Source organism: Clostridium sp., assembly GCF_017888565.1.
Classification (GTDB): domain Bacteria; phylum Bacillota; class Clostridia; order Clostridiales; family Clostridiaceae; genus Clostridium.
This window is the reverse complement of the sequence record NZ_JAGHFX010000049.1, coordinates 15,506-30,651: the sequence shown is the minus strand read 5'-3', so window position 1 is coordinate 30,651 and position 15,146 is coordinate 15,506. Positions and strand designations below refer to the sequence as shown.

14 protein-coding genes are annotated in these 15,146 nt (G+C 26.0%); 3 read left to right on the top strand and 11 right to left on the bottom strand.

What is annotated here, in order from left to right; genetic code table 11:
* Positions 1–163: 163 nt before the first annotated feature.
* Together trpS and J7M87_RS09260 are read left to right on the top strand one after the other, a co-directional pair.
* Positions 164–1,174, top strand: a complete 1,011-nt coding sequence (gene trpS / locus J7M87_RS09265; protein ID WP_291650780.1) for a tryptophan--tRNA ligase — start codon at positions 164–166, stop codon at positions 1,172–1,174.
* Positions 1,175–1,244: 70 nt separating this feature from the next.
* Entirely contained in the window at positions 1,245–2,465 is a 1,221-nt protein-coding gene (locus J7M87_RS09260; RefSeq protein WP_291650779.1) for an O-antigen ligase family protein, read from the top strand.
* Positions 2,466–2,547: 82 nt separating this feature from the next.
* Here J7M87_RS09260 and galU read toward each other — a convergent pair whose 3' ends face one another.
* Together galU and J7M87_RS09250 are read right to left on the bottom strand one after the other, a co-directional pair.
* Complete coding sequence (galU, locus tag J7M87_RS09255; RefSeq protein ID WP_271831485.1) at positions 2,548–3,417, bottom strand: UTP--glucose-1-phosphate uridylyltransferase GalU; 870 nt, start codon at positions 3,415–3,417, stop codon at positions 2,548–2,550.
* Between the two features lie 220 nt (positions 3,418–3,637).
* Positions 3,638–4,528 (bottom strand): UDP-3-O-(3-hydroxymyristoyl)glucosamine N-acyltransferase, encoded by an 891-nt coding sequence (locus tag J7M87_RS09250; protein ID WP_291650778.1) that lies wholly within the window; start codon positions 4,526–4,528, stop codon positions 3,638–3,640.
* Positions 4,529–4,931: 403 nt separating this feature from the next.
* On the opposite strand from J7M87_RS09250, the gene brnQ reads away from it, so the two are divergent.
* A complete protein-coding gene (brnQ, locus tag J7M87_RS09245) occupies positions 4,932–6,203 on the top strand; it encodes a branched-chain amino acid transport system II carrier protein (RefSeq protein WP_291650777.1) in 1,272 nt (423 codons plus the stop codon).
* 300 nt (positions 6,204–6,503) lie between these two features.
* Here brnQ and J7M87_RS09240 read toward each other — a convergent pair whose 3' ends face one another.
* The 9 genes from J7M87_RS09240 to J7M87_RS09200 all read right to left on the bottom strand — a co-directional run bounded on the left by J7M87_RS09240 (position 6,504) and on the right by J7M87_RS09200 (position 15,139).
* Positions 6,504–7,529: a hypothetical protein gene (locus tag J7M87_RS09240; RefSeq protein WP_271831482.1), complete on the bottom strand. Its 1,026-nt coding sequence runs from the start codon at positions 7,527–7,529 to the stop codon at positions 6,504–6,506.
* Positions 7,510–8,406, bottom strand: a complete 897-nt coding sequence (locus J7M87_RS09235; protein ID WP_271831481.1) for an ABC transporter ATP-binding protein — start codon at positions 8,404–8,406, stop codon at positions 7,510–7,512. The genes J7M87_RS09240 and J7M87_RS09235 overlap by 20 nt, the downstream gene beginning before the upstream one ends.
* A 1-nt stretch (position 8,407) precedes the next feature.
* The gene (locus J7M87_RS09230; protein ID WP_271831480.1) at positions 8,408–8,791 is read right to left on the bottom strand and encodes a GntR family transcriptional regulator; all 384 of its coding nucleotides are present in this window, start codon (positions 8,789–8,791) and stop codon (positions 8,408–8,410) included.
* 21 nt (positions 8,792–8,812) lie between these two features.
* Positions 8,813–9,418 (bottom strand): hypothetical protein, encoded by a 606-nt coding sequence (locus J7M87_RS09225; protein WP_291650776.1) that lies wholly within the window; start codon positions 9,416–9,418, stop codon positions 8,813–8,815.
* A gap of 215 nt (positions 9,419–9,633) precedes the next feature.
* Positions 9,634–11,001 (bottom strand): glycosyltransferase, encoded by a 1,368-nt coding sequence (locus J7M87_RS09220; RefSeq protein WP_291650775.1) that lies wholly within the window; start codon positions 10,999–11,001, stop codon positions 9,634–9,636.
* A gap of 87 nt (positions 11,002–11,088) precedes the next feature.
* Positions 11,089–12,111 (bottom strand): glycosyltransferase family 2 protein, encoded by a 1,023-nt coding sequence (locus J7M87_RS09215; RefSeq protein WP_291650774.1) that lies wholly within the window; start codon positions 12,109–12,111, stop codon positions 11,089–11,091.
* A gap of 117 nt (positions 12,112–12,228) precedes the next feature.
* Positions 12,229–13,317: a Gfo/Idh/MocA family oxidoreductase gene (locus J7M87_RS09210; protein ID WP_291650773.1), complete on the bottom strand. Its 1,089-nt coding sequence runs from the start codon at positions 13,315–13,317 to the stop codon at positions 12,229–12,231.
* A gap of 15 nt (positions 13,318–13,332) precedes the next feature.
* A complete protein-coding gene (locus J7M87_RS09205) occupies positions 13,333–13,938 on the bottom strand; it encodes a sugar transferase (RefSeq protein WP_291650772.1) in 606 nt (201 codons plus the stop codon).
* A 130-nt stretch (positions 13,939–14,068) separates the two neighbouring features.
* Positions 14,069–15,139: a glycosyltransferase family 4 protein gene (locus J7M87_RS09200; protein WP_291650771.1), complete on the bottom strand. Its 1,071-nt coding sequence runs from the start codon at positions 15,137–15,139 to the stop codon at positions 14,069–14,071.
* Between the last annotated feature and the right edge of the window lie 7 nt (positions 15,140–15,146).

The window sequence follows — 15,146 nt, the reverse complement described above, 5'->3', positions numbered from 1 at the left end:
ATAAGTTGTTAATATTTAATTCTATCCCTATATTTTGAAGACTTAAAGTTTATTAAGTCTAATATTAAATCATTCTTTGTTGACATGGTAATTTTCCAAATCTATAATTAATGATATAGTTAAACGTTATATGTAACATGCACAAATGAAAGGAGTGCTTTAATTGGAAAATAATACAGAACAAAAGAAGGTTATTTTTAGTGGAATTCAACCTTCAGGACAATTAACTTTAGGAAATTATTTAGGGGCAATAAAAAATTGGGTTGCTCTTCAAGATGAATTTGATTGTTATTTTTGTGTAGTTGATCTACATGCAATAACCGTTAGACAAGAACCTAAGGATTTAAGACAAAGAACTCTTGAAGTCCTTGCAATATATATAGCTGCAGGTATAGTTCCTGAAAAGAATACTTTATTTATTCAGTCACATGTTCCTGCTCATAGCGAATGTGCATGGCTTTTAACATGTAATACTTATATGGGCGAGCTTAGCAGAATGACTCAATATAAAGATAAATCACAAAGATACGGTGATTCAATAGGGGCAGGGCTATTTACTTATCCAGTTTTAATGGCTGCTGATATTCTTTTATATAACACAGATTTAGTACCTGTTGGTCAAGATCAAAAACAACATTTAGAAATAGCTAGAGATATAGCTAGCAGATTTAATAATACTTATAGCCCAACATTTAAGATTCCAGACCCTTACATTCCAAAGGTTGGTGCTAAAGTTATGAGTCTTCAAGAGCCAACTAAAAAGATGTCTAAGTCAGATGATAATCCAAATGCTTACATCTTAATAATGGACCCACCTGAAGTAATAAGAAAGAAAATATCTAGAGCTGTTACTGATAGCCTTGGAGTTATAAATTATTCTGATGAACAACCAGGTGTTAAAAACTTACTTGATCTTCTAATCGCAATTAATGGTTCAACAGCAGAAGAACTTGTAGAATACTATAAGGATAAAGGCTATGCTGATTTAAAGAAGGATGTAGCTGATGCTATAGTTAGCGAATTAGAACCAATTCAAAATAAGGTTAAAGATATCCTTAAAGATAAAAAAGCATTAGAAGATATCTACAAACTAGGAGCTGAAAAAGCAAACTATGCTTCAATGAAGACACTTAGAAAAATGCAGAAGAAAATTGGATTTATTCCTAGGGGATAATAAAAATAAATAGATGCTCCTTAATAGGGGCTCTTTATTTATATACTTTAAGAAAATGAGGTTTATATCTATGAAATTATATAAAAATGTTTTAAATATTTTAATAATATTATTTATAGTTCTATACCCAATTTTACCAAGTTATGGAGCTATAAATTCTGACTTAATTTTATATTCACTATTCTTAGTACAACTTCTTGGATTTATTGTTATAAAGAAAGAAAGACAAACTGTGCTTAAGAATATATCCTTATTGTTGAAAGATAAAATTTTCATCTCCTTATCATTATTAAACATAATTATGTATGCATCTACAATTATTGCTATGGATAAAAAGGTTACAATTGTAAATAGTATACGATTCTCTATGTATATATTTATATATTATTCAATTTCTTATAAATTAAATGGTAGAAATATCTTTCGTATACTACTAAATTCATTTTTAGGTGTTGCTATATTATCTAGTTTAGTGAGTATTTTTCAATTATTTAAACAAATATTCTCAAATATTTCATTAGATGAAGAACATAGAATTACTTCTTTTTTAGAGAATTCAAATAATCTAGGAGCATATACAATATTATCCTTATTTATAGTTTTACTATTACTTTTAAATAGCAAAAAAAGATATGAGAAGATATCTTTTTTTATAATTTCAATTTTACTTATTTCAAATATAATATTGTCTCAATCCCGTAATGCTTTATTAGCATTGTTATTTGGATCAGTTTTAATAGCAATAGTTTATGATAAACGCTTTATAATAGCTTCTATAATTCTTCCTATAGTATTATTTCTAATTCCTCAAAGCAGAATTAGAATATTAGATATTTTTAGTTTAGATCAAAATAGCAGCAGATTTAAAATTTGGAAGTCTGCTGAACTAATGATAAGAGATAATCCATTATTTGGTCTTGGATATGAAAACTTTTCATCAGCATATCCTAACTATATTTATCATAATCAAGAATTAATGATTCATGGCAGTTATAAGGCACTGCATCCACACAATATATTTTTAAAGATTCAAGTTGAATTAGGGGTTCTAGGCAGTATATTCTTTATACTATTTCTGACCTTAACACTATTATCACTTTTCTCATATATAAATAGTTGTAATAACACCAAAAATAAAGCTGTATTAATTGGAGTAACAATTTCATTTATTAGCTTTCAATTTATGAATTTATTGGATTGCTACTATAATTCATTAAAAATAATTATTACAATGTTTATTATATTATCAATTGCAAGTTATTGTAATAATGTAAATAAAAAATTAATTTAATATAAAAAGCTAAACGATTAAATTTATCTTAATTGTTTAGCTTTATTTATAATCTTATTATTTCTAAATAAATATACTTAAATTATTTATTCCATTCCCTACTTGTCAAATATTGAATAAATGGTTCCCTAAGTTCATCTCTTTTTAATGCATATTCAACAGTAGCTTGTAAGAATCCAAGCTTATCTCCTACATCATATCTTCTTCCTTCAAAATTATATGCATACATAGCTTCATTTCCTATTAAAGTTTGTAGAGCATCTGTAAGTTGAATTTCTCCACCCTTACCTGGTTCTGTATTTTGTAGTACATCGAATATTTGAGGAGTTATTATATATCTTCCTAATATAGCAACATTACTTGGTGCCTCATCTATAGCTGGTTTTTCAACTAACTTCTTAACTTTATAAACTCTATCTTCAATATGAATCCCATCTACTATACCATATTTATTTACATCTTCATGGGCTACAGTTTGAACTCCTAATATAGATGTCTTATATTCCTTATAACAATCCATCAATTGTTTTAAACAAGGTACTTCTGAATCAACTACATCATCACCTAATAATACTGCAAAAGGCTCATTTCCAACAAATGCTCTTGCACATAATATGGCGTGCCCTAATCCTTTAGGTTCTTTTTGTCTTATGTAATGAATATCAACCATATCAGATATTCCCCTAACGAGTTCTAAAAGATCTTCTTTATGATTTTTTTCAAGTTCCATTTCTAATTCTACAGATTTATCAAAATGATCTTCTATACACTTTTTATTTCTTCCAGTAATTATAAGTATTTCTTCAATCCCTGAAGCTACAGCTTCTTCAATAATATATTGTATTGTTGGCTTATCAACTATTGGAAGCATTTCCTTAGGTTGTGCCTTAGTAGCTGGCAAAAATCTAGTTCCAAGACCAGCTGCTGGTATAATGGCTTTTCTTACTTTCATCTTTATCCCTCTCATTCACATATCTTTACATAATATAATCAATTACAATTTTACCATATTAATATAAGCAGTTCAATTTATGACTTATATATTTTGAACTATTTAACAATTATGTTAATAACTATAATATAAAAAGCTATTACTGTAAACTAAATAAATTTAATATGAAAAATATTGCACTTATATGTTAGATTTTTATTTAGAACTGTTTATATTATAATTATCTGATGCTTTTAATAAAATCTATATATTTATTATGATTAATTGCAAAGTTACCTGAAACTTTTTCTTCATCTTTTAAATTTTTAGTTACTACAGATCCCAGGCTTATACTTACTTTATTACCAAGAGTTAGACCATTTGATATAATAGCTCCTAAACCAACCCATGAATCATCTCCAAGTATAGTTCGGCCACCAAATGTTGCTCTTGATGCAATCAGACATCTACTTCCTATTTTCACTCCATGCTCTATATGAACTAAATCATCTAACTTTGAATAATCTCCTATAACTGTATTATCCCATGTATAAAGCGCTTTATCTATACATGAATTATATTGTATCTCTACATTATTTCCTATAATTACTCCACCGCAATGATTAACATTCATTATTATTCCGTCTACTCTTTTATATTCATATCCTTCACCACCTATTATAACCCCTGCTCTTATAATACTATTATCATCAATCACAGTATTTTCTCTTATAACAACAAATTCTTCAATTTTCACATTATTTCCTATAATAACATTCTTTTTACTTATAGATGATAAAGGACTTATATCACAATTTTCTCCTATAATTGTATCAAACTCTTTTCTTTTATAGTCCTTTAAATCAGATAATTTATTATGTAACTTAAAATAATCCATCCTAGGATTAGCTGAAACTATAATTCCATATTTATTTTTAAGCTTTTCTCCTATATCTTTTGTTGTAATTAAACAAGTTATCCTATCACTTAAAGCATCTATATATTTTTCATTTTCAATAAAAGAAAGTAATTTTTCCTCACATACAGAAATTGCTAACCCCAAAGATGTAAATTCTCCATCTTTAAGAAGCTCTAAATCCTCTTTAAATTCTATAATTTCACTTAATAACATTCGATTTCCTCCTAGGCTTTACTAATTTAATAATAGCTTCAACTATAAATATTATATATATTATACCATTTTTTCTCTTATGTTTTAATTTAATAATTCATTGAATATTTTGTCGTATTATGTTAATATAAGACATGCATATTTAGCGTTTATTCAATAAAACAACTCTTTCTTTATTAATTTGTTAACCTTTTGTTATATTTTATGAGATTATATTTCAATAAAGGAAATAATATATTAATATTTATGAAAGTTTATTTAAAAATTAAACATTATATGTTTTCAAATTTATCACTATGCTTAAATAAATTTATTAACTTTTATTATTTATAATATTAGCGAATAAATAAGAATTAGTATATTGAAGCATTTATACTATACTTTTAACGGAGGAAATAAAATAATGAAAAAAAGTACAAAAGATTCTATTGTTGTTGGTTTCGCTCTATTTTCAATGTTTTTTGGAGCCGGCAACTTAATATTTCCAGCTTTTCTTGGAAATCAAATAGGAAGTGAGTTTCTAGTTGGAATTATTGGTTTTATATGCACAGGAGTAGGTTTACCACTTTTAGCAATCTTAGCTTGTTCTAAAGGAGATGGAACTTTTAAAACTCTTTCAAGCAGAATAGGAGTTAAATTTTCAGTAATTTTTACAGCTATTCTTTTTATAGCAATAGGTCCAATGCTTGCTATTCCTAGAACAGCTGCTACAACCTTTGAGCTTACAATAAATCCATTTTTCCCTAATATATCTCCTTTTATAGCTATGGCTGTATATTTTATTATTAATTTATTTTTTGTTTTAAGTAGTACATCAATAATAGATGCAATTGGTAAGTATTTGACTCCAGCGTTAATGTTGCTTCTTGTATTCCTTATTCTAAAAGGATTTATAAGTCCTATAGGCTCTATAGTAGAAACTAATTCAATAAATGTATTTTCATCCTCATTATTAGAAGGATATCAAACTATGGATGCTATAGCTGCACTTTTATTTGCTGGGATTATAACTACCTCTTTAAGGGATAAAGGATATAACTCAAAAGATATGCCAAGTATGATTTTAAAATCAAGCACAATTGCCGTGATAGGACTTGCTTTTATATATGGTGGTTTAACATACATAGGTGCTCAAACAGTTAACTTAGCACCAACTGATATTGGAAAAACTGGACTTTTAATATTAATATCAAAAAGTGTTTTAGGTAATATTGGACCTGTAATAATTGGACTTGCTATGGGACTTGCTTGTTTAACAACTTCTATTGGTTTATTAACTGCAGGAGCTAATTTCTTTGAAAAAATATCAAATGGAAAACTACCATTTAAAGTTAATGCAATAGTTTTATCAATAGTTAGCTTAGGTCTTGCTACTTTAGGAGTTGATAATATAGTAGTTTTATCTGTGCCAATTCTTAATGTTTTATATCCAGTTTCAATTACATTAATTGTAACGACTCTTTTATCTAAAGTACTGAAAAATTTAAATGCTGTAAGACTTGGAGTTTATACTTCACTAGTTTTTGGAATTATATTTGCAATTCCAGGATTAAACTTAAGCTTTATTCCTCTATCAAATATTGGATTTGGATGGGTTATCCCAACAATAATTTCAATCATAGTAGGATATATTATATTTAATCCTAAGGTTAGTAAAGTTGCTCAATTAGATTAATAATTTAATATAAATATAGTTTTAGACTATATAATAAAGTTTGCAATATTTAATAAATAGCAATTTAATTCCATAAAAATGGAGCTGTAAATAAAATTATATTACAGCTCCATTTTTATATTTAATTTAGTAATAATTAAATTTTCTTATTATCAACATATCTCTTCAACTTATTATCTTTTTTATTTAATCTAATAGTATTAATTATTTCTTCTAGTAAAGTGACCTTTATATCATATACTTAATTGTAAAACAATGCCTATATTTTTATAATTAAAATGTAATAAAATTTATTTTATTTTACAAATAATATTTATCTTTTTTTATTTTTTTAAATTTATTTAACGCTAGATTACTGAAAAATGCTATTACTATTATTATTCCTAACCTTATAATCATTAAATATAATCCGCTTAATGTATAATGAAAATAAAGTTCATTAATTAAGCTACTTAAAGTAGGAGCTAATATAATTCCAATAAATGTTATTATCATAAATTTAGCGATCTTTTTAGGAAAATCAAATATTATGCCATCATTCATATTCTCTACAAGCATTTTATTAGTTAGCTTTTTAGATATAATTATTAATATTATTCCTATTACTATAAAAAATGCTGATATACAAGCAATTTGTAATTTACTTATTTCATTTCCAATAGAATATCCCCCCAAATATTCCATTATACCATTATATATATACCTAATTCTTCTATCATCATTGTATAAATAAATATAACGGCTTAAATCAAAATTAATTAATAAAGAAATCATATATATAATTATAAATATTAATGATCCAAATAAATAATATAAATTTGCAAAAATAGAATCTAGTAAAGCTAATCCTCCTATTGTAATTGTCGATATACTTACTATTCTAATTAAGTCAATAATTATAATTTCTTTAAAATTCCCCATATAATATATAATCTCACTATTTTGCATAGCTTCTTGTCCAACTATGATTAAATAACTTAATAAATAAAAAAATACAGCCATAACTACTATTATAAATTCTCTAGACCTTATATCCATTCTTGAAAAAGGACCTGCCAATAATGTAGACCACTTTTTTCGTTTAAAAATTCCTACAGCTAATATATATACTATTATTAGATATAATAGTAATATCACTATTCCATCTATAGAAAAAATAAAACTACTTTTATATTTACTATAAAGTGTTTGTTTTATTTGCCAATCAAAATATTCACTGAAACTTATTTTATTAAATAGAATTACTCCTATATAAGCTATAATTAATGGAAGTATTATTTTTGAATCTCCTTGATAGAATAAACTTTTATTCAAATATCTCTTCATACTCACACTTCCCTCCTAACCTATGTATAAATACTTCTTCAAGGCTTAAATCTATTTCTTCTATAAATAAAGGCTTAAATTTATTTAAATTTTCTTTAAAATCATCATCATAACTTTCTGTTATAATAGTAAATACTCTTCCAACTTGAGAAATACTAAATATACCTTCTATTTTTAAATCCTCTTCATACACAGGCATGTCAAATGCAACTTGTATCTTTTTTATATTACGCTTTATATTTTCTAAAGAATTATGATATTCTATTTTTCCATCATTAAGTATAAGTATTTCATCACATATTCTTTCAAGCTCTCCTAAATTATGTGAACTTATTATAACTGACTTTTCCTTACTATATACTTCATTCATTATTATCTTTAAAACTCTTTCCTTTAGTATAGGATCTAACCCTGATGTTGGCTCATCTAGCACCAGTAATTCACAATTTAATGAAAATGCTATCATTAAATTCACTCTCATTTTCATTCCTTTAGATAATTGTAAAAATCTTTTATTTAGAGGAATCTTAAAAAACTTATTAATTTTATAAAATTTATCTTCATCAAAATTATGATATATACTTTTATAATAATTTACTATTTCTTTTAAAGTTATTAAATAAAAACTACTATGCTCATCAGGAACAAAAGCTATTTTTTTCTTTACATCTGGATTATCATAAACTTCTTCTCCATCAAAAAGTAACTTCCCTGATGTTCCTTTATAAATTCCAACCAATCCTCTAATTAGAGATGTTTTCCCTACTCCACTAGGTCCAACAATACCTAATATCTTTCCTCTATCTAAGGAAAAACTTATATTATCTAATATCATGCTTTCTCCATAGTTTAAGGAATAGTCCTTTAATTCTATCATTTCATATTCCTCCCCTTACTTCCTTAAAGCCTTCATCTAATAATAAAATTAAATCATTTTCCTCAAGCCCTAAATAATTTGCTTCTAATATTAATCTTTTAAAATCTAAAATTAATTTACTTATCTTTTCTTCTGGCACCATTTTTCCATAGTTACTAGATATAAAGGTTCCTTTTCCCTTTATAGTTTCTACGATATTTTGCTTCTCAAGCTCTGTATAAGCCTTACTTACTGTATTTGGATTTATAGTTAAAATATTAGATAGCTCCCTTACTGAAGGTAGTTTATCTCCTGATTTTATTGCATTTTTTAATATTAGATCTTTAATTCCCATTATAATTTGTTCATAAATAGGTGTACTACTTCTTGAGTCAATTATTATCATAATCTCACCTCTTCTAAAAGACTATTTATATATTGTGTTGTAGTAATCAACAACATATCCTTCCCCTTCATCAACCACTACTAAATATATTTCCACTTGAGTTTCTTCAATATCATTAACTTTAGTTTCTTTCATATACTCAGCTTTATCTACAGTTCCATCTTCCTTTACAGAATTTTTATCTACAGCATAATTGTATGAAACTACTGCATCTAACTTATATACTCTAACTTCACTCGGACTTCTATAGTTCATCATTCCTTTAAAAGAATCCTCATAATTCATTTTTAAATTTCTTAAATCATTTAAACTTACTTCTTCTAACTCATAGCTATGAACTACAGGTACTTGATCAACTATATACCTATTAGCATTACCTTCTCCCAAATATAATCTATATCTCTTAGATATACTTTCATAAAATTCATTTGGAGTTATAGTATAATATCCATTTTTAGTTTTTACTTCTTCATAACTATTAATATAACCAATAAAATTTACTATTGCTTCTTCTGGAGTATTATATCTTATTTGCTTTTCATATACATTTGTTCTGTTACCTAATGATGTAATTATAAAAAAAACTATAATAAGCCCACTGAAGGCTAAAAGTGTAGATTTTTTCATATAAAATCCCCCTCTATTTATCAATAAATCATATAGTAGTTACCTATATATATAGTAACTACTAATTTCACTAAAATAAAAAATACTAAGTGTATTACTTTACATAGTACACTTAGTATTATATGGAATATGATTTATTTTAACAATTAATATTTTCTTAATATGTGAGTATTAATCTTAAGGTTTTCTTAATAATATTTTCGATATTCATTTTATTATATTAACTCATCAAAAACATCCGAAAGCCTTTTAGTTAAACTTCTTCTATCAAATTCATTACAAATACTAATTGCCGAAGTATTTAAATCAACGCCATTTTTCCATGATATATAAGTCTTTTCAATAAAATCCCTTATTCCTTCTAAATCATTACATGAAACTGCAATACCTATATTTTTAGAGTTAATTAGTTCTGACGCCACACCACCTAATGGCATTATTCCTAGTATTGGTTTTTCACTTAATATATAATCAAAGATTTTTCCAGTATAGATACCTTTACTTTCTTCAGTGTCTGGTAATATAAGAAGATTTATAGATGCCTTTTTCATTTCTTTAAGTACAATATTATGTGGCTTATATCCATTAATTTGTATATTATTTTTAATATACTCATTATCAAACATATATTTATATTTATCTACAATTGTACCTGTAAAATTAATCAATACATCTTTTTTAAATTTAGTATCCTTCTTAATTAATTCTTCTATTGCTTTTAAAAACACTTCGGGATTTTGTCCATCAACTACTATTCCTGAATAATTTATTATAAACTTTTCACTTTCAATTTTTTCTTCTACTTTATCTGATATATCAAAACCATTCGTAATTGTAATAAACTTCTCCTTATATTCTGGGTATCTTGCGATATACATATTAGTTATTTCTTCTGTAACATTGATAACCTTATCCGCATATCTAATAACTTCTGCTTCTAATTTTATTTCTTTTTCTTTTCTTTTTTCATTATATCTTTCAAATATAAACTTATTTCCTACCCATGGATCTCTTAGATCTACAACCCACGGTTTATTAGTTCTTTTCTTTATTTCAAGCGCGATAAGATGATCTGTATAAGGTGCTGATGTAGAAAAAATCAAATCTATTTCTTCACTTTTTAAAACTCTTCCCAATACATCTTTTATAGCATTCTTATACCATCTAATTTTTGTATCTGGAACATAGTAATTGTACTCTAAGTATTTAAAAATTTTATCCTTTATTGTAATATTATTTGTTAAATCTTCTATTTGAACATTAATATTTTTTACTTCATTTATTTTCTTTATCTTTTTCAAATTAAGCATTTTTTTAATTAATATTATAATCTTATTCATTCCTTCTATTTGCTTTCTTATCCAAAGATTTTCTCCTGAATTTGAACGGTAGATTTTTACTATGTCTGGAACTTCCTTTATTAGCTCCTCATCATACGCAAAGTTATGTCCCTTTTTAACAGTCACTACTATCGGTTTCTTATTATACCTAGGTAAATACTTAATAAACTTTAGCGTCCTCTGAACTCCACTACCAGCTAAAGGCGGAAAATAATAAGCTATATATAATATATTTTTTTTCATATTTACTTTTCTCCTATAAATCAGTTAAACTAATACTATTCATATTTTTATATTCTACTAAACTTATAATATTATAAATTCTAATCATTATCTTGATAAATTCGAGTTCTTCTTAATTACTTCATCACTTTTAAGGATATAAAAATTTAATATGCCAAATAAAAATCCTACTCCATATGAAAGATGTAAAATTGGAAAACATACTGCAATGTATCCTAAATATTGTAGTTTACTCTTACGTGAAAGTTTTATAGAAAATAGCAAATCTAATAAAACATACAAAGCTAAAATTATAAGAAAAACATATCTTATACTTTTTAAGAATAAACTAACTATTCCACCAAATAATAAATATAAAACAAATAACATTGGTATCAAATGTCTAATAGAAGCTGGCTTATTATGTTTTTGAATAACTCTAACTTTCCAAAATCCATATTGATAATATTGTTTCCACAACTTAGAAAAAGAGGATCTTCCATAATAAGTAGATTTTATTTTGGGTGATAATAATATTTTATACCCATTATTTATTACTCTAAAGTTAAGTTCATCATCCTGATTTCTTACTAATTCATCATCAAAAATTCCAACATTATCAAGAACTTCTCTTTTGTATGCTCCAAAAGCAACTGTATCTACATAACATTCTTTTTCTGCATATCTAAATGTAGCATTTCCTACACCAAAAGGACACATCATAGATTGTGCTATTGCTTCACCTTTTGCTGTACTATTTATAGTTTTAAGAACTCCTCCTACACATCCAACATCATTATTTTCTAATGCTTTAACATTTTCTAAAACAAAATCTTTATCTGCATAAGCATGAGCACCAAATATAATTATTATATCTGTATCAGTTTCTTTTATTCCTTTATTCATCCCTTTAGGAGCAGTTAATCCTTCATTATCTATCAGTATTAGATTTTCATTATTTTTCATATAGTCTTTAATAATACTTCTAGTATTATCATCTGAAAAACCATCTGAAATAACTATCTTAAGCAATTCCCTTGGATAGCTTTGTTTTAAAAATGATTCTATACATTTGCCAATATAGTCCTCTTCATTTCTACAAGGTATAATTACAGCAACACTTTTATTCATTAACTCACCTCAAAATATATACTTTAATAACTGTTATAATAATCAATTATACACAAATTGGGGAAGTTTCAAAAGCTTTATAAGCTTTAACCCTTCCCCATTTATTAAGCTAAATTATTATTTATTTATCATATCCAAAGTTGAAAAATCTGTAAATGGAAAATTAACTGGTAAACCTGTTTTTTTAGATTTATATGCAGCTAATATTATTGATAAAGGTACAATTGCGTCCTCACCACTTACATATGGCTTTCTATCTTCTTTTATAGACTCTACTACATCTTTAAATAAAGGAGTATGCCCTTTTCCATAAACACTATCTATTTGAACTTGTAAATCCTTCTTTATAGCTTCCTCATCTTCGTTTTTAAATCTCCAAGTTTTTAATTCGTTAACAGCTAATCCACCAATAACTACTGTACCTTCTGTTCCAAAAATACTTAATGTTTCTTCTAAATTTTTTGGATACACTACTGCGCTTCCTTCTATAATGCCAATAGCTCCATTTTTGAATCTTACTATTATAGCTCCAAAGTCTTCTGCTTCTATAGGATTTCTAAAAGTTTCTGTTTCAGCATAAACTCTTTCTACTTCTGACCCTATCATCCATTGAAGTAAATCTATATTATGAATACATTGATTCATAAGAGTACCACCATCTAATTCATATGTACCTCTCCATGGTGCTTGCTTATAATAGTTATTATCTCTTCTCCAAAGAATTCTTGCAGTACCATTCATTATCCTACCAAGCTTATCTTCTTCAACTGCTTCTCTTAATTTTTGAATCGGCTTGTTAAATCTATTTTGATGAGCTACAGATAACTTAACCTTATTTTTCTTTGCAACTTCAATCATTTCATTTGCATCATCTATTGACATAGCCATTGGCTTTTCAACTATTACATGCTTACCTTTATTCATACAGTAAATTGCTATTTCAGCATGATATCCACTTTCTGTTGCAATTGTAACTATATCTATATCTTCATTTTCTAACATCTCTTTATAATTCTCATATACAGAAACTTTAGCTTCTCTAGTTTTTAAATTTCCAATATATTCATTTTTTTTTGCTATTGCTAAGTCTAATTTTACATCGCAAGTTGCTACTAATTCTGATGTATCAGAATTTTCAATTATAGCTTCAACATGTTTGTATGATATTCTTCCACAACCTATTATGGCAAATTTCATTCTTCTCATAATTTAACCACCTTCTTAAATACATTTTGCTATTGTTTTCAAAATAATTACAATATCATAAAATACATTGCTTTTATCAATGTACTCTAAATTCAAATTTAACTTATCCTTCATAATTACATTTATGTAGTATTCTTCCGGATTCTCTACTGTTCCTAAAAGGTCATTTTCATCGCTATATCTTAAAGATGCTAAGTCTGTAATTCCTGGTCTAACTTCTAAGACTTTACGTTGTTCATTAGAATATAACTTTACGTATCTCGGAACCTCTGGCCTTGGTCCCACTAGACTCATATCTCCTTTTAAAACATTTATTAATTGTGGTAATTCATCTAACTTATATTTTCTTAAAAATTTACCTACTGAAGTTATTCTATTATCTTTCCCAACAGTTATCTGCTTTCCATATTTCTCCGCATTAATAATCATTGTTCTAAATTTTAATATAAAAAAGTGTTTTCCTTTAAGTCCTACTCGCTCTTGTTTAAAAAATATTGGTCCATTTGAACCTAATTTAATAAAAATAGCTATAATTAAAAGAACTGGACTTATTATTATTATCCCCATAAAAGATGCTACTATATCAAATAACCGCTTACAAATTCTATTTAAACTTTTCATATACTATTCCTCTAAACTTATTTACAAATTATAAAATTCCTTATAATTATAACATCACATAATTATATTTGTCTATTGACATTTAATTTTAATCTTTATTGTAGTATTCTCCTTTGTATTGTCTAATAAATTATTTATCCATCAACACTTTTATATATTTTTCCCTTATAAATGTCATATTGTCTTCCCATATAGCTCTTTCATTTATAATTTTTTCATTTATATCTTTTGCATAATTTTTTATTTCTTCATTCTCTAGAGAACTAATCATAAGTTTTGAAAGTTCCTTTTCATCTATATTTTTTAGTATATATCCATTTTTATTATGAGTTATCCACTCTTTATTAGCTGGCAAATTAGAAACTATAGGAAAAATTCCACTTGCCATTCCCTCTAACAAAGTAACAGATGTAGAGTCTGAAGTAGGAATAGATATATATATACTTGAAGTTTTTAATAGTTCCTTAACAGTTTCTCTATTTATAAATCCTAAATATTCTACATTATTTTGTAAATCTAATTCCTTTATTAAATTTATAATATCATCTTTTTTCTCTCCAGAATTTGTAATTATTAATTTTGCATCTCTATATACCGCTAAAACCATTTTAAATGCTCTCAATATACAATCAACATTTGAATTATCGCATAATGTTCTCATACTTAAAAAAGTTTTTTCTTTTCTATTTTCATCTTTATTATTAAATTCAATATTATTTATTCCCATTGGAGCTGTTATAACTTTTTCGATTTTCCCCCCCAATGAAATTATTTCCTTTGACATAAAGTTTGAATCTGATGTAATCAATGATGCCTTACTTATTACAAATCTAGTTAAAGCATTGTATACTATATTTTTTTTAGGAGTCACAAGAACATCGCTTCCCCAGGTTGATACAATAAAAGGCTTACAATTTATTAATGTGCCTATAAGCCCATAGCTAGTTAAATAATGTGCATTTACTATGTCCGGCTTCACTTTTTTCAGTAGCTTCTTAATTACTCTTACTTTTTTTAAATAAGCTATATTTCCACCATCACCATTTATGTTAAGTTTATCACCAACAAAATAAACCTTTATCCCTGGTATTTCAGCATTATTAAAAGATATGATGCTAACATCATCACCCTTATCTCTAAAAAATTCACACCATCTTCTTATATGGATACTTGCTGCATCTCCTAGAAAACAAATTTTCATTTAAACA

What these genes read in the sequence shown, in the direction of transcription:
- J7M87_RS09260 (WP_291650779.1), top strand. Translation starts at nt 1,245, where the DNA reads ATGAAATTATATAAAAATGTTTTAAATATTTTAATAATATTATTTATA.
- galU (WP_271831485.1), bottom strand. Translation starts at nt 3,417, where the DNA reads ATGAAAGTAAGAAAAGCCATTATACCAGCAGCTGGTCTTGGAACTAGA.
- J7M87_RS09250 (WP_291650778.1), bottom strand. Translation starts at nt 4,528, where the DNA reads ATGTTATTAAGTGAAATTATAGAATTTAAAGAGGATTTAGAGCTTCTT.
- brnQ (WP_291650777.1), top strand. Translation starts at nt 4,932, where the DNA reads ATGAAAAAAAGTACAAAAGATTCTATTGTTGTTGGTTTCGCTCTATTT.
- J7M87_RS09240 (WP_271831482.1), bottom strand. Translation starts at nt 7,529, where the DNA reads ATGAAGAGATATTTGAATAAAAGTTTATTCTATCAAGGAGATTCAAAA.
- J7M87_RS09235 (WP_271831481.1), bottom strand. Translation starts at nt 8,406, where the DNA reads ATGATAGAATTAAAGGACTATTCCTTAAACTATGGAGAAAGCATGATA.
- J7M87_RS09230 (WP_271831480.1), bottom strand. Translation starts at nt 8,791, where the DNA reads ATGATAATAATTGACTCAAGAAGTAGTACACCTATTTATGAACAAATT.
- J7M87_RS09225 (WP_291650776.1), bottom strand. Translation starts at nt 9,418, where the DNA reads ATGAAAAAATCTACACTTTTAGCCTTCAGTGGGCTTATTATAGTTTTT.
- J7M87_RS09220 (WP_291650775.1), bottom strand. Translation starts at nt 11,001, where the DNA reads ATGAAAAAAAATATATTATATATAGCTTATTATTTTCCGCCTTTAGCT.
- J7M87_RS09215 (WP_291650774.1), bottom strand. Translation starts at nt 12,111, where the DNA reads ATGAATAAAAGTGTTGCTGTAATTATACCTTGTAGAAATGAAGAGGAC.
- J7M87_RS09210 (WP_291650773.1), bottom strand. Translation starts at nt 13,317, where the DNA reads ATGAGAAGAATGAAATTTGCCATAATAGGTTGTGGAAGAATATCATAC.
- J7M87_RS09205 (WP_291650772.1), bottom strand. Translation starts at nt 13,938, where the DNA reads ATGAAAAGTTTAAATAGAATTTGTAAGCGGTTATTTGATATAGTAGCA.
- J7M87_RS09200 (WP_291650771.1), bottom strand. Translation starts at nt 15,139, where the DNA reads ATGAAAATTTGTTTTCTAGGAGATGCAGCAAGTATCCATATAAGAAGA.